Source organism: Bradyrhizobium sp. CB82, from assembly GCF_029714405.1.
GTDB lineage: Bacteria > Pseudomonadota > Alphaproteobacteria > Rhizobiales > Xanthobacteraceae > Bradyrhizobium.
Genome location: NZ_CP121650.1, coordinates 1650664 through 1666277 on the forward strand (window position 1 = coordinate 1650664; position 15614 = coordinate 1666277).

The 15614-nt window shown below is 65.4% G+C and carries 10 protein-coding genes and 2 pseudogenes; 7 read left to right on the forward strand and 5 right to left on the reverse strand.

What is annotated here, in order from left to right:
* Positions 1 to 105: 105 nt before the first annotated feature.
* Entirely contained in the window at positions 106 to 504 is a 399-nt protein-coding gene (locus QA640_RS07910; protein ID WP_283040153.1) for an MAPEG family protein, read from the reverse strand.
* Between the two features lie 84 nt (positions 505 to 588).
* Between QA640_RS07910 and hemH the strand changes: the two genes are divergently transcribed.
* From hemH to QA640_RS07930, 4 genes are all read left to right on the forward strand, one after another.
* Positions 589 to 1626: a ferrochelatase gene (hemH, locus tag QA640_RS07915; protein WP_283040154.1), complete on the forward strand. Its 1038-nt coding sequence runs from the start codon at positions 589 to 591 to the stop codon at positions 1624 to 1626.
* Between the two features lie 10 nt (positions 1627 to 1636).
* Positions 1637 to 2617: an ABC transporter substrate-binding protein gene (locus QA640_RS07920; protein ID WP_283040155.1), complete on the forward strand. Its 981-nt coding sequence runs from the start codon at positions 1637 to 1639 to the stop codon at positions 2615 to 2617.
* A gap of 195 nt (positions 2618 to 2812) precedes the next feature.
* Positions 2813 to 3811, forward strand: coding sequence for an SPFH domain-containing protein (locus QA640_RS07925; protein ID WP_283040156.1), 999 nt, complete (start codon positions 2813 to 2815; stop codon positions 3809 to 3811).
* Positions 3812 to 3831: 20 nt separating this feature from the next.
* Positions 3832 to 4275 (forward strand): NfeD family protein, encoded by a 444-nt coding sequence (locus QA640_RS07930; RefSeq protein ID WP_027522251.1) that lies wholly within the window; start codon positions 3832 to 3834, stop codon positions 4273 to 4275.
* A gap of 111 nt (positions 4276 to 4386) precedes the next feature.
* Here QA640_RS07930 and QA640_RS07935 read toward each other — a convergent pair.
* Positions 4387 to 4554 (reverse strand): annotated as a pseudogene (locus QA640_RS07935) (transcriptional regulator); the annotation flags it as partial.
* A gap of 18 nt (positions 4555 to 4572) precedes the next feature.
* Between QA640_RS07935 and QA640_RS07940 the strand changes: the two are divergent.
* Positions 4573 to 4674 (forward strand): annotated as a pseudogene (locus QA640_RS07940) (carboxymuconolactone decarboxylase family protein); the annotation flags it as partial.
* Positions 4675 to 4790: 116 nt separating this feature from the next.
* Here the strand turns inward: QA640_RS07940 and QA640_RS07945 are convergent.
* A complete protein-coding gene (locus QA640_RS07945) occupies positions 4791 to 5798 on the reverse strand; it encodes a KpsF/GutQ family sugar-phosphate isomerase (RefSeq protein ID WP_283040157.1) in 1008 nt (335 codons plus the stop codon).
* 203 nt (positions 5799 to 6001) lie between these two features.
* Between QA640_RS07945 and QA640_RS07950 the strand changes: the two genes are divergently transcribed.
* On the forward strand, positions 6002 to 7747 hold the full coding sequence (locus QA640_RS07950) for an outer membrane beta-barrel protein (RefSeq protein WP_283040158.1): 1746 nt from the start codon (positions 6002 to 6004) through the stop codon (positions 7745 to 7747).
* 202 nt (positions 7748 to 7949) lie between these two features.
* On the opposite strand, the gene QA640_RS07955 is transcribed toward QA640_RS07950, so the two are convergent.
* Both QA640_RS07955 and gltB read right to left on the reverse strand, forming a co-directional pair.
* A complete protein-coding gene (locus QA640_RS07955; protein WP_283040159.1) occupies positions 7950 to 9401 on the reverse strand; it encodes a glutamate synthase subunit beta in 1452 nt (483 codons plus the stop codon).
* 144 nt (positions 9402 to 9545) lie between these two features.
* Positions 9546 to 14273, reverse strand: a complete 4728-nt coding sequence (gltB, locus tag QA640_RS07960) for a glutamate synthase large subunit (RefSeq protein WP_283040160.1) — start codon at positions 14271 to 14273, stop codon at positions 9546 to 9548.
* Positions 14274 to 14766: 493 nt separating this feature from the next.
* Between gltB and QA640_RS07965 the strand changes: the two genes are divergently transcribed.
* Positions 14767 to 15549, forward strand: coding sequence for a hypothetical protein (locus QA640_RS07965; RefSeq protein WP_283040161.1), 783 nt, complete (start codon positions 14767 to 14769; stop codon positions 15547 to 15549).
* Positions 15550 to 15614: the final 65 nt, after the last annotated feature.

Here is a 15614-nt window from a genome sequence, read left to right on the forward strand (position 1 = left end):
GCTGCAGAGCCGGGGCCCATGTCTCCGCGTTGGCTTTCTTGGTCCCGGCTCTGCGGAGCAGCGCAAGAGCGCTGCACCGCGTCCGGGACACGGCAGAGAGAAACCTCACACCGGCAGAAACCGCTTCAAGGCGGGCATGAAGAAGATCGCGACGTTGATCGCAAAACCGATGCTCCAGAGGATGGAGCGCAGCGTCGGGCGGTTGCCGAGATAGGTGAAGACGTAGGCGATCCGCACGATCAGGAAGAGCGCGGCGAGTTCGTCGACCAGGCGCTGCGGGGAGTCGCGGAATTCGGCGAGCAGCACGGCAATCGCGAAGAACGGGAAGGTCTCGATGCCGTTCTGGTGCGCGCCCAGTACGCGTTGGGAGATGGCATCCTCATAGAAGGCCGGGTCGCGCGGCTTCGAATTGTCGAAACGGCCGAACCTGATCCACTTGATCGAGGCGATCGTCGCCAGATAGAGCAGCAGCGCTCCAAATACGCACCATTCCGCGAGCGTCATGGTTCCTTCCCCTTGCACCCCGAAACCCTAGCGAAGTCGGCCCAATCTTGACAAGTTCGGCCCAACGCGCGAACCCGTTGGGCCATGACGCGCGTTCTCCCGATCGACATATCGAAGGCCACCGCAGCGCCTCGCGCCTCGCGTGTCGGCGTGCTGCTCGTCAATCTCGGGACGCCCGACACCGCCGATGCCCCGGGCGTGCGCGTCTATCTCAAGGAATTCCTGAGCGATGCCCGCGTCATCGAGGACCAGGGCCTGGTCTGGCAGTTCGTGCTGAACGGCATCATCCTGCGAAAGCGCCCGCGCACCAAGGCGCTCGACTACCAAAAGATCTGGAACACCGAGAAGAACGAGTCGCCGCTCAAGACCATTACCCGCTCGCAGGCCGAGAAGCTCGCCGCCGCGCTCGCCGACCGCGCGCATGTCGTGGTGGACTGGGCGATGCGTTACGGCAATCCGTCGATCAGGTCCGGCATCGAGGCGCTGATCGCGCAAGGCTGTGACCGGATCCTAGCGGTGCCGCTCTATCCGCAATATTCGGCATCGACCTCAGCGACCGTCTGCGACGAGGTGTTTCGCGTGCTGGCCCGCCTGCGCGCCCAGCCGACGCTGCGGGTGAGCCCGCCCTATTACGAGGACGAGGCCTACATCGAGGCGCTCGCGACCTCGATCGAGGCGAGCCTGGCGAGCCTGCCGTTCAAGCCGGAGCTGATCGTCGCCTCTTTCCACGGCATGCCGAAATCCTATGTCGAGCAGGGCGATCCCTATCAGAGCCACTGCATGGCGACGACCGAGGCGCTGCGCCGGCGACTCGGTATGGACGGCTCAAAGCTGCTGCTCACCTTCCAGTCGCGCTTCGGCAATGATGAATGGCTCCAGCCCTATACGGATGCGACCATGAAGCGCCTGGCGCAGGAGGGGGTGCGCCGCATCGCGGTGGTGACGCCGGGCTTTGCCGCCGACTGCCTGGAGACGTTGGAAGAGATTGCGCGGGAGAATGACGAGATCTTCCGGCACAATGGCGGCGAGGCGTTTGCCGCAATCCCCTGCCTCAACGACAGCGAGCCCGGCATGGACGTGATCCGCACCCTGGTGCTGCGTGAGCTGCAGGGCTGGATCTGAGGGACGCTCGATGAAGCGGCGCGAGGTTCTGGCACTTCTCGGCGGCGCCGCGCTGTTGCCGACGCCCGCAGTCGCGCAGCCGGCGTCGGCCGCGATGCGCCGGCTCGGCGTCCTCACGGTGACGGCGGCCGATGACACGATCGCGCAGATGCGCACGACGATCCTGACCGATGCGCTCGCAACGCTCGGCTGGAGGGAACAGGATAATCTGCGGATCGACTGGCGCAGCGGCGGCGGCGACCGCGCGCTGATTGCACGGCAGGCCGGCGAGCTGGTTGCGCTCGATCCCGACATCCTGCTTGCCATCGGCACGCCGTCGGTCGAGGAATTGCGCAAGCGCACCGCGGCAACACCGATCGTGTTCGCCGTCGTCACCGATCCCGTCGGCCAGGGTTTTGTCAAAGCGCTTTCACATCCGGGCGGCAACATCACCGGCTTCACCGATTATGACGGGCCGATGGCCGGCAAATGGCTGGAGATGCTGACGCAGATCACGCCAAAGGTCTCCCGCATCGCCGTGGTCTACAATCCGGTGACGGCGCCGTTCGCCGGCCTCATGCTGCACGCGATCGAACAGGCTGCGCGCGCGCTCGGCGTGTCGATTGAGCCGGCGCCGGTCCATGACGAGGCCTCGATCGCGGCGCTCGCGGCCCGCAAGGGCGAAGGCCTGCTGGTCCTGCCTGATTTCTTCACGCTGGCGAACCGCGCGCGCCTTCGGGCGGCGGTCGCCGAGGCGCATCTGCCGGCAGTCTACTGGAGCCGGACCTTCGTCGATGAGGGGGGCCTGATGTCCTACAGCACCGACAGCGCCGAGCAGGTGCGGCGCGCCGCCGCCTATATCGACCGCATCTTGAAGGGGGCAAGGCCCGCCGATCTTCCGGTGCAAAATCCCACCAAATTCGAGCTTGCGATCAACTTGCGGACCGCACGAACGCTCGGCGTCACCATCCCGCCGGCGCTGCTTGCGATCGCCGATCAGGTCATCGAATGAAGCGCACCCTCGCTAGGTGAGCGCCGCGGCCTTTCAAGAGCCTCCCCGCCAATACTTAATGGCCGTCGTTCCGGCTTCGTGCGTCTTGTGAAATGATCGCGAGAGGCTGACCTAGAGCGTGCCGCTGAACCGGTCGGGACGGGAATCCGACCAATGAACGGCGCGGGAAAAGCCTTTTCCCGCCTTGGAGGAGCTATGAGCGGTTTCGATATTTTTGCAGTTGCACTGGTGTTGCTCGTCATCGTCACGCTGCTTGCCGGCGTGAAGACGGTGCCGCAGGGCTACGACTGGACCATTGAACGGTTCGGCAAATACACCCAGACGCTGTCGCCGGGCCTCAACCTGATCGTGCCCTATTTCGATCGCGTCGGGCGCAAGATGAACATGATGGAGCAGGTGATCGACATTCCCGAACAGGAGGTGATCACCAAGGACAACGCGACGGTGACCGTGGACGGTGTCGCCTTCTTCCAGGTCTTCGACGCTGCGAAGGCGAGCTACGAGGTCGCCAATCTGAACAATGCGATCACCGTGCTCACCATGACCAACATCCGCTCGGTGATGGGCTCGATGGATCTCGACCAGGTGCTGTCGCATCGCGACGAGATCAACGAGCGCCTGCTGCGCGTCGTCGACGCCGCGGTCTCGCCTTGGGGCGTCAAGGTCAACCGCATCGAGATCAAGGACATCGTGCCGCCGGCCGATCTCGTCGAGGCCATGGGCCGGCAGATGAAAGCCGAGCGCGTCAAGCGCGCCGACATTCTGGCCGCTGAAGGCCAGCGCCAGTCCGAGATTTTGCGCGCCGAGGGCGCCAAGCAGGGCCAGATCCTTCAGGCAGAAGGCCGCCGGGAAGCCGCGTTCCGCGACGCCGAAGCGCGCGAGCGTCTTGCGGAGGCTGAGGCCAAGGCAACGCAGATGGTGTCGGACGCGATCGCCGAGGGCGACGTCACCGCATTGAACTATTTTATCGCCGACAAATATATCAAGGCATTCGGAGAGTTCGCGGATGCACCGAACCAGAAGGTCATCATGCTGCCGATTGAAGCCGTGAGTCTGCTCGGTTCGCTGGCCGGCATCGGTGAGATCGCCAAGGCGACGTTCGGCGAGAGCGCGGCCTCCGCAACCGCCGCCGCGCGCCGCGGCTCGGTGCCGTCGGCAGGAAGCTCGCCGCCGGCCGTGCCGCCGCAGCAATAAGGTAACCCAGAGGTCGTCTCATGACCGACATGTTCGTCACCCTCGGCACCTGGAACTGGCTGATCTTCGGCTTCATCCTGATGGCGCTGGAGGTGTTCGCGCCGGGCGTGTTCCTGTTCTGGCTCGGCCTCGCCGCGCTGCTGGTCGGGCTGGTCTCCTTCGTTGCCCATCCCGCCTGGCAGGCGCAGCTCGTGATGTTTGCGCTGTTCGCTGCCGCCGCAGTGCCGCTATGGCGGCGCCTTGCGCGCGGCAGGATCGACACGAGCGCGAGCCCGCATCTGAACAAGCGCACCGAGGCGCTTCTCGGCCGGGAGTTCACGCTGGAGAAGCCGATCATCGACGGAAGCGGCACCGTCCGTATCGGTGACACCGTCTGGCGCGTGGCGGGACCGGATACGCCAGCTGGGACGCGGGTGAAAGTGGTGCAGGTGGATGGTGCCAACCTGACGGTAGCGGCGGCGTAGCTCCGCTGTCATTGCGAGCGAAGCGAAGCAATCCGGAGTCTTTCCGCGGAGTCAGCCTGGATTGCTTCGCTGCGCTCGCAACGACGGGTTTGTTGGGCGATGTCGCCAGGCTCAGGCACCGCACTTGCTCCGCCACCGTTCCGCGAAACGATGCAGCGGTAAGAACGTCTCGCACAATTCCCGCCCCAGCGGCGTCAGGCGGTAGCCGCCGGCATCCCTAAGCTCCACGAAGGCCGCCTCGCGCAATTCGGTCAGCCGCGCTTGCAGCACCGTGGGGGCGCCTCGTCGCAGGCGCGGGAGGTCATGATGCTGTGCGGGGTCTATCGCACGGTGTCGTATCTGGCGAACGGGCTGAGATTGCCGCTGGAGGAGAAGGCGGCGCGATTTCCGACACACTGACCGTCATTCCGGGGCGCGCCCTTGGCGCGAGCCCGGAATCCATCTCGCCACGGTGATGCGGATGAATGGATCCCGGGCTCATCGCTTCGCGGTGCCCCGGGATGACGGAGAAAAGCTTACGCCACGCCGGCCCGCAACAGATCGTGCAGATGCACGATTCCGACCGGCTTGTTCGCTTCGGCCACGATCAGCGTCGTGATCTTCCGCGTGTTGAGCACCTCCAGCATCTCGGTCGCGAGCATGGAGGGCGGCACGGTCTTCGGCTGCTTCGTCATGATGTCGTCGACTGTCGCGGTCAGAAGATCGGGCCGCATGTGGCGGCGCAGGTCGCCGTCGGTGATGATGCCGGCGATTTCGCCCGTACTGCTCACGATGCAGACGCAGCCGAGGCCCTTGGCCGACATCTCGACCACCGCCTCCGACATCATCGTGCCGACCGGCTTGACCGGGATCTCCGCGTCGGTGCGCATGTAGTCGCGGACGAATTTCAGCATCGCGCCGAGCTTTCCGCCGGGGTGGAAATGCGCGAATTCCAGCGCCGTGAAACCGCGGCCTTCGAGCAGCGCGATCGCGATGGCGTCGCCGATTGCGGCCTGCATCAACGTCGAGGTGGTCGGCGCCAGATTGTGCGGGCAGGCCTCGCGCGCCTTGGGCAGTTCGATCACGATATCGGCGGCCTGTCCGAGTGCAGACCCCGCGTTCGACGTCACCGCGATCATCGGGATCGCAAAGCGCGCCGAATAGTTCACGAGGTTCTTCATCTCCGGCTGCTCGCCGGACCAGGACAGCGCCATGATGACGTCATCGGTGGTGATCATGCCGAGGTCGCCATGACCGGCTTCGGCGGCGTGGACGAAGAAGGCGGGCGTGCCGGTCGAGGCCAGGGTCGCTGCGATCTTGCGCGCCATGTGGCCGGACTTGCCGAGCCCGGTGACGACGACGCGGCCCTTGGCGTTGCGGATCTTGTCAATCGCCGCCGTAAAGCTCGCGCCGAGCGACCCCTTGAGTGCAGTCGCGAGCGCGCCGATGCCGCCGCTCTCCGTCTCCAGCGTGCGCAGCGCGGATTCGATGTCGGGTGAGACGGGGCCGGATGATGGGGTCATCAGCGGTTTCGAACTCGGCATGTTTTGATCCAGGGAAGAGAGCGGCAAACCCGGTTTGCCCGTGGCCGCCTGCTTAGCACGGCCGCGGCGGGGAGGCGACGCGAGGACCTCCTTCCTCAACTGCTCATTAACCATAATTGTTTTAACTCCATTAACGATGGTACCAGCGTCCGCCGCGGAAATCCGTCGCAGAAGTTGCTGAATTAGTTGGAGTTTTTCCCATCGTGGGGTCGTCTCCAGGCAGGGGCCGGAGCAAACGCGCGCACGTCGTGCGCGCCGTCTTGCCATGCCTTGCGCTGACCGTGCTGGAGAGCGCGCCCGCTGCCGCCCAGAGCCTGACGCCGGACCTCTTCAATCCGAATCGCGGCGGCTTCGTTTCGCCGGATACGCTGCCCACGCGCCGCACGGCCACCACCTCATTTGCGCAGCCGCCGTCGGACGCTCTGCCGGCGCTGCCCGATCCCGGCGCCGATCCGCGCAAGAGCAGGGATACACCGGCGCCCTCGCGCGTCGGCCAGGTGCCGACCTATGGCTTGCCCGCCGCCAATGGCTCTGGCGCCTCGGGCTATGACTCGCTCAATCGCAAGCGGCAGCAGCCAAAGCTTTATCCGGGTCAGCCGAAGCAGAAGCGCGCGCCCGGTCCCGGCACGCCGCCGCCAAGCGCTCCCGCACCGGGCATCGGCAAGCCGCGCATCGCACCGCCGCCGTCGGAGACCGCCAACAAGACGCCGGTGCCGGCGGCGATGGCCGGCACCGTGCCCGGCCAGCCGCTGCGCCGCCGCCTCAAGCTCGACGACGATCCCTTTGGCCCCGTCGGCGATTATGCCGGCAGCTTCCTGATCAAGGGCGCGCTCGAGCTCTCCGGCGGCTACGACACCAATCCGGCGCGGCTCAACAAGCCGATCGGCTCGCCGGTCTATGTCGTCGCGCCCGAGCTCGTCGTGATGTCCGACTGGGAGCGCCACGCGCTGGTCGCCGACCTGCGCGGCTCCTTCACCGGCTATGGCAACCAGCTGCCTGCGACGATCGACGGCGTTGCCTCGCCCGCGCCCGTCGAGATCAATCGCCCGGATTTCACCGGCCATGTCGACGGCCGCATCGACGTCGACCGCGACCTCAAGCTGACCTCGGAGCTCCGGCTGCGGCTTGCCACCGACAATCCGGGCAGTCCGAACATCCAGGCGGGACTCCAGAAGTATCCGATCTATGCCGCCTACGGCACGACGCTCGGCGTCGACCAGACCTTCAACCGTCTCGAAGTCGCCGCCGGCGCCACCGTCGATCGCACGGCCTACACCAACTCCAAGCTTACCGACGGTACAGTTTCCAGCAATGACGATCGCAATTTCAACCAGTATGGCGGCATCGGCCGCTTCTCCTACGACCTCAAGCCCGGCCTGAAGCCGTTCCTGGAGATCGAGGGCGACACCCGCGTGCACGACCAGGCCGCCGACCGCAACGGCTACTTCCGCGATTCAAACGGCGGCTACGCCAAGGTCGGCACGTCCTTCGAGTTCTCGCGCATCCTCACCGGCGAAATCTCGGTCGGTTATGCCGCGCGCAACTATGTCGACCCGCGGCTCAGCCAGCTCAGCGGCTTCCTGACCACGGGCTCGCTGGTCTGGAACGCGAGCGGACTCACTACGGTCAAATTCTTCACCGACACGCAACTCGCCGAGACCACGATGCCCGGTGCCTCCGGCGTCCTGGTGCGCACCTACACCGCCGAGGTCGACCACGACTTCCGCCGCTGGCTCACGGCCATCGGCAAGTTCACCTACGGCACGCTCGACTACCAGGGCCAGAACCGCAACGACAAGACCTACTCGATCGAAGGCGACATCATCTACAGGCTCAACCGCAACCTCTGGATCAAGGGCAGCCTGCGCCACGACATCCTGGATTCGAACGTCCCGCTGTCGAGCTCCCAGGCGACCGTGGTGATGCTGGGGGTGAGGCTGCAGAATTAGCTGGGCGGCGAGGCGTGCTTGACTGCACCGGCGCCGGTGTGAGTGCGCTCTCGCCACACACGCTGTCATGCCCCGGCTTGACCGGGGCATCCAGTACGCCGCGGCCTATCGTATCAATTACAACTCTCTCTGGAATACTGGATCGCCCGGTCAAGCCGGGCGATGACACCGCTTGTTGAACTGGCGGCGGAGTGAGTTTCACTCACCGCGGCAGGTCCGTCTTCCCCATCAGGAACGTGTCGATCGACCGCGCGCACAGGCGCCCCTCGCGGATCGCCCACACCACCAGCGACTGGCCGCGGCGCATGTCGCCGGCAGAGAAGACGTTCGGGCGCGAGGTCTGGTAGTCGAGCGTGTTGGCCTTGACGTTGCCGCGCGGGTCGAGGTCGACCGAGAGCAGCTTCAAGAGGCCCTCGTGCACGGGGTGGACAAAGCCCATCGCGAGCAGCACGAGCTCGGCGTCGAGCTCGAACTCGGTGCCGGCCATCGGCTTGAACTTGTCGTCGACGCGCACGCAGTGCAGCTTCTTGACCTTGCCGTTCTCGCCGGAAAACTTCTGCGTCAGCACGGCGTATTCGCGGATCGCGCCTTCGGCCTGGCTCGAGGACGTGCGCATCTTGAGCGGCCAGTTCGGCCAGGTCAGGCCCTTGTTCTCGCGCTCGGGTGGCGCCGGCATGATCTCGAGCTGGGTCACGGTCTTGGCGCCCTGGCGCAACGAGGTGCCGATGCAGTCGCTGCCGGTGTCGCCACCGCCGATGACGACGACATGCTTGCCGCCGGCGAGAATGTCGGTGACGCCGCCCAAGGGCTCCTCGGAGTTGCGACGGTTCTGCTGCGGCAGGAAGTCCATCGCGTAATGGATGCCGTCGAGGTCGCGGCCGGGGATCGGCAGGTCGCGCGGCGCTTCCGCGCCGCCCGTCAGCGCGATGGCGTCGTACTCGTTGAGCATCTGGCGCGGATCGACGCTGCCATCAGCGCCGACATGGCTGTTGTAGTGGAAGGTGACGCCCTCCGCCTCCATCTGCGCGACGCGGCGGTCGATGATGCCCTTTTCCATCTTGAAGTCGGGAATGCCGTAGCGGAGCAGGCCGCCGGCCTTGGCGTACTTCTCGTAGACATGCACGTCGTGGCCGGCGCGTGCGAGCTGCTGCGCGCAGGCCATCCCCGCCGGACCCGAGCCGATCACCGCGACCTTCTTGCCGGTCTTCTCGGTATTGACCTCCGGCTTCAGCCAGCCGTTCTCCCAGGCGCGATCGACGATCGCGCATTCGATGGTCTTGATGGTAACGGGGTTGTCGTCGATGTTGAGCGTGCAGGAAGCTTCGCACGGCGCAGGGCAGATGCGGCCGGTGAACTCCGGGAAATTGTTGGTCGAGTGCAGGTTGCGCGAAGCCTCTTCCCAGTTGCCCTGATAGACGAGGTCGTTGAAGTCGGGGATCTGGTTGTTGACCGGGCAGCCTGGCGTGCCCGGCGCGACCGAGCCGGTGCCGTGGCAATAGGGAATGCCGCAATTCATGCAGCGCGCGGCCTGATCGCGCGTCTCCTTCTCGGAGAGCGGAATGACGAACTCCTTGAAGTGCTTCAAGCGCTCGGCGACCGGGGTGTACTTGCGATCGTGCCGTTCGATTTCGAGAAAACCCGTGACCTTGCCCATTAAACCCGTAGTCCCTGCCGCTTAATTCGTTTGTTGTTTCCTCACCGTCATTGCGAGGAGCGAGGCGACGAAGCAATCCAGACTGTCGCCTGAGGAGAGATGCTGGATTGCTTCGCTGCGCTCGCAATGACGGGTTCTGATGACCTACGCCCCGATCGCGATTTTCGGCTCGGCGTCCGCGTTGGCCTGCATTTCGCGCAGTGCACGCCGGTACTCGACTGGCATCACCTTGCGGAATTTGGGCAGCCATTCCTTCCAGTGCGCGAGGATCTCGATCGCGCGCCTGGAGCCGGTCGCCTTTTCATGGCGTGAGATCAGAACGTGCAAGCGCTCGACATCGGATTCGAGCAGGTTCTTGAACACGTCGACCCGGCCATGCGCCTCGAGGTCACCGGAGTGGTTGTAGGTGCCGGCGTTGATCAGCTCTTCCGACAGCACCGGCTCGAGCTCGACCATGCTGAGATTGCACAACTTGTCGAAGTCGCCGGTCTCGTCGAGCACATAGGCGATGCCGCCGGACATGCCGGCCGCGAAGTTGCGCCCGGTCTTGCCGAGCACGACCACGATGCCGCCGGTCATGTATTCGCAGCAATGATCGCCCGCACCCTCGACCACCGCGACCGCGCCCGAGTTGCGCACGGCGAAGCGTTCGCCGGCGATGCCGCGGAAGTAGCATTCGCCCTCGATCGCGCCGTACATCACGGTGTTGCCGACGATGATGCTCTCCTCCGGCACGATGCCGCCGTTGTGCGGCGGCTTGACGATGATCTTGCCGCCCGACAGGCCCTTGCCGACATAGTCGTTGCCTTCACCCTCGAGCTCGAAAGTGACGCCGTGGGCGAGCCACGCACCAAAGGCCTGGCCGGCGGTGCCCTTGAGGCTGACATGGATCGTGTCGTGCGGCAGCCCCGCATGGCCGTAGATCTTCGCCACCGCGCCCGACAGCATCGCGCCGGCGGAACGGTCGGTGTTGTTGATCTCGGCCTCGATCTTCACGGGTGCGCCGCGGTCGAGCGCGGGCGTCGCCTTCTCGAGCAGCTTACGGTCGAGCACGGCCTCCAGATGATGGTTCTGGCGCTCCGAGTGGTAAATCTTCTGGCCCTTCTCTTCCTTCTGCTTGACGAACAGCTTCGAGAAATCGAGGCCCTTGGCCTTCCAGTGCGCGACCAGACGGGTCTGGTCGAGCATCTGGGTCTGGCCGACCATCTCGTTGAAGCTGCGGAAGCCGAGGCTTGCCATGATCTCGCGGACCTCTTCGGCGACGAAGAAGAAGTAGTTGATCACGTGCTCGGGCTGGCCGGTGAAGCGCTTGCGCAGGACGGGGTCTTGCGTGGCGACGCCGACCGGGCAGGTGTTGAGATGGCACTTGCGCATCATGATGCAGCCGGCCGCGATCAGCGGCGCGGTCGCAAAGCCGAACTCGTCCGCGCCGAGCAGCGCGCCGATCACGACGTCACGGCCGGTACGGAAGCCGCCGTCGACCTGGACGGCGATGCGGCTGCGCAGCCGCTCGCGGACCAGCGTCTGGTGGGTTTCGGCGAGGCCGATCTCCCAGGGCGAGCCTGCATGCTTGATCGAGGTCAGCGGCGAAGCGCCGGTGCCGCCCTCGAAACCAGCGATGGTGACATGGTCGGCGCGCGCCTTGGCGACACCGGCCGCGACCGTGCCGACGCCGATCTCGGAGACGAGCTTGACCGAGACGTCGCCTGTCGGATTGACGTTCTTGAGGTCATAGATGAGCTGCGCCAGATCCTCGATCGAGTAGATGTCGTGGTGCGGCGGCGGCGAGATCAGGCCGACGCCCGGCGTTGAATGCCGGACCTTGGCGATCGTCGCGTCGACCTTGTGGCCGGGCAACTGGCCGCCTTCGCCGGGCTTGGCACCCTGCGCCATCTTGATCTGCATCATGTCGGAGTTGACGAGGTATTCCGTCGTCACGCCGAAGCGGCCCGAGGCGACCTGCTTGATCGCCGAGCGCATGGAATCGCCGTTCGGCAGCGGCTTGAAGCGATCGGCTTCCTCGCCGCCTTCGCCGGTGTTCGACTTGCCGCCGATCCGGTTCATGGCGATCGCGAGCGTGGTGTGCGCCTCGCGCGAGATCGAGCCGAAGCTCATCGCACCCGTGGCAAAACGCCTGACGATGTCCTTGGCCGGCTCGACCTGGTCGAGCGGCACCGGCTTGCGCTTCTCTTCCTCCGCGCTCTTGATCCGGAACAGGCCGCGCAGCGTCAAAAGACGCTCGGACTGCTCGTTGAGGATCTTCGCGAAGGCGCGATAGCGATCCTGCGAATTGCCGCGGGCGGCATGCTGGAGCAGCGACACCGACTCGGCCGTCCAGGCGTGGTCCTCGCCGCGGGTGCGGTAGGCATATTCGCCGCCGACATCGAGCGCGGACTTATAGACCTGCGCGTCGCCGAACGCATCGGCATGGCGGCGTACCGCCTCTTCCGCGATCTCGACAAGACCCACGCCCTCGATGCGGGTGTGGGTGCCGGCGAAGAACTTTGCGACGAAGTCCGCCTTCAGGCCGACCGCGTCGAAGATCTGCGCGCCGCAATAGGACTGGTAGGTCGAGATGCCCATCTTGGACATCACCTTGAGAAGGCCCTTGCCGATCGACTTGATGTAGCGCTTGACGATCTCGTAGTCGTCGAGTGCCGCCGGCAGGCGGTCCTTCATCGCGATGATGGTCTCGAACGCGAGATAGGGATTGATCGCTTCCGCGCCGTAGCCGGCAAGGCAGGCGAAGTGATGCACTTCGCGCGGCTCGCCGGATTCGACGACGAGGCCGACCGAGGTACGCAAGCCGACGCGGATCAGGTGATGATGCACGGCGGCGCAGGCGAGCAGCGAGGGGATCGGCACGCGGTCGGTGCCGACCATGCGGTCGGACAGGATGATGATGTTGACGCCTTCGCGCACCGCGGCTTCCGCACGCGCGCAGAGCTCATCGAGCACCTGGTCCATGCCGGCCGCCCCGAGCCCGGCGTGGAAGGTGGTGTCGAGCGTGCGCGACTTGAAGTGGGAATCGCCGAGATCGGCGATCGAGCGGATCTTTTCTAGATCCGCGTCGGTCAGGATCGGCTGGCGCACTTCGAGGCGCTTGGTGGTGGCGAGGCCTTGCAGGTCGAACAGGTTCGGCCGCGGTCCAATGATCGAGACCAGGCTCATCACCAACTCCTCGCGGATCGGGTCGATCGGAGGGTTGGTGACCTGCGCGAAGTTCTGCTTGAAGTAGGTGAACAGCGGCTTGGGCTTGGCCGACAGCGCCGAGACCGGCGTGTCGTTGCCCATCGAGCCCGTGGCTTCCTCGCCGGTGGAAGCCATCGGCGTCATCAGGATGTTGATGTCTTCCTGGCTGTAGCCGAACGCCTGTTGCCGGTCGAGCAGCGACAGGTTCGAGCGCACGCCGGTGGTCGGCGCCTTCGGCAGCTCCTCCAGCACGATCTGGGTGCGGTCGAGCCACTCCTTGTAGGGATGGCTCTTGGCGAGCTCTGCCTTGATCTCGTCGTCGGGAATGAGGCGGCCCTGTTCGAGGTCGACCAGCAGCATCTTGCCGGGCTGGAGCCGCCACTTGGTGACGATCTGGTCCTCGGGGATCTTGAGCACGCCCATTTCGGACGCCATCACGATGCGGTCGTCCTTGGTCACGAGGTAGCGCGCCGGTCGCAATCCGTTGCGGTCGAGCGTGGCGCCGATCTGGCGGCCATCGGTGAATGCGATCGCGGCCGGGCCGTCCCACGGCTCCATCAGGGCGGCGTGATATTCGTAGAAGGCGCGGCGCTTCTCATCCATCAGCGGATTGCCGGCCCACGCCTCCGGGATCATCATCATGACCGCGTGCGGCAGCGAGTAACCGCCCTGCACCAGGAATTCGAGCGCGTTGTCGAAGCAGGCGGTGTCGCTCTGGCCTTCATAGGAAATCGGCCAGAGCCGGCTGATGTCCTTGCCATAGAGCTCGGAGCTCACGGAAGCCTGACGCGCCGCCATCCAGTTGACGTTGCCGCGCAGCGTGTTGATCTCGCCGTTATGCGCGATCATCCGGTAGGGATGCGCCAGCGACCAGGTCGGGAAGGTGTTGGTCGAGAAACGCTGATGCACGAGTGCGAGCGCGCTCTCGAAGTCCTTCTCCTGCAAATCGGGATAGTACTTGCCGACCTGGTCGGCGAGGAACATGCCCTTGTAGATCACAGTGCGGCAGGACAGCGAGCAGGGGTAATAGCCGGCGAGCCCGCGATCCCGACGTTGATAGATTGCCTGCGAGATCGACTTGCGCAGGATGTAGAGCCGGCGCTCGAATTCGTCCTCGGTCTTGGCGGCGCCGTTGCGGCCGATGAACACCTGCATGCAGGCGGGTTCGGTCGGCTTGACGGTCTCACCCAGCGAAGAATTGTCGGTCGGCACGTCGCGCCAACCGAGCAGCTTCAGGCCCTCGGCCTTGATCTGGTCGGCGATGATGCTCTTGATGACGTTGCGCCAGGCGGTGTCGCGCGGCATGAACAGCGCGCCGATCGCATATTCGCCCGGCGCCGGCAGCGTGAAGCCGAGCGCCTTGGTCTTGCGGGTGAAGAAGGCGTGCGGGATCTGTACCAGAATGCCCGCGCCGTCGCCGGCTCGCGGGTCTGCGCCGACCGCGCCACGGTGCTCGAGGTTGCAGAGGATGTTGAGCGCGTCCGAGACGATCTCGTGCGACTTCTTGCCTTTGATGTTGGCAATGAAGCCGACGCCGCAGGAATCCTTCTCCATGCTCAGGTCGTACAGACCTTCGGCGGGCGGACGGAATGTATGCTCGCGATCGGTCGTTTTCGAGGCGACCGTCGCCGACAGCTCTTCTGCCACGATGTTTGCGCGCTCGAATTGCGACCCGTTCATTGTTCCTGTCCTCTCCATGCGGCAAGCTGCCTCACCGCTATCTTCGGCGCACCTTGGGCGTTCCGCGGGCACCCTTCTGTCGGGCCACCGCTCGTCCGTTGCGAGCCGCATTTTCTTAAATTCAGGCCTAGGCGTTCCACGTCCCCGAGAACGGCTTTGGCCTGCATCTTCTTGGCGCTCGAGAGCGCCGCTTTTCGTTGCAATCCCTGTGCCGGGATCACAAGCAAAATTGAGACAGCTTTCCTGTCCTACCTGTCACCTTGCCAAACTTTTGTCTAGCACACAAGCACGCAAAAGTCCCGATTCCCAAGGTGTCAATCAGGCGCTTTCCCGCATTCAGGCCAGCCCGATTTGAGGCAAACGCGCCGCGATCCGGCCCTGAGGCCGTCGGAATCCCGAGGGAAGCTTCGGATCAGCCTTTCGAAAGGCGCGCCATGGCTGAACAAGCGAAAGAGCGCATGCCGTCCGGGGGCCTGACAGGAGCGTTTCGACCATGAAGTTGTTCACAGGATGGGTGGCTGCCGCTGCATGTGTGCTGGCGGTATCTGCTGCCGACGCGCAGGTGCTGGCGAACGGTGGGCTGCACGGGCCCGCCACCACCGTCTCGGATTTCGACGGGCCCTATGGTCCGCCGGAGGCGCCGCCGCCGCGCCCCCAGGCCTATGGATATGGCTACGGCTACGGGTATGAGCACGCCCCTGCGCCGGAGCTGCTGCCGGCAACCGAGGTCTACGCCGTGCTACGCGAAAACGGCTTTTCGCCGCTCGGCATCCCGCGCCTGCGTGGGCTCGTCTACACCATCGCGGTGATCGACCGCCGTGGCGACGACGGCCGGCTCGTGATCGACGCCCGTGACGGGCGGATCCTGCGCTTTGTGCCGGCCTTCAGCCCCGGTTTCGGCATGGGGCCGGCCTATGACGAAGGTGCGGTGGCCTCTTATGGGCCGCGAGGCGCGCTGCCGCCGCCGACCGTGATCCGCAGCACTGCACCGCGGCCGCCGGCTCCGATCCCGCACGTCGCACGCCGCACCGTTGCGATTCCGAAGGCGGCTCCGCCGCGCCGCGAGACGCCTGTGGTCGCCGCCAGCCCAGCAGCACCCGAGCCCGCGCCACAGCAGGCCCAAGCGCAGCAGGCGCAGACCACGCAGCAAGCTGCCGCTGTGCAGGCCATGCCCGCCGAGACGCCGCCGTCCGCTGCCCCCACCGTCGGAGAGGCCAAGCCCGCTCCAACGATTTTGCCGACGCGCGAGATGCCCGCGGCGCAGGGGCTGGAGTGAGCGCATCGGCGCGCGCCGCTCGTTGGACGCGACGGCGCGCACTCCACCCATAGCGTCCTGGGTTG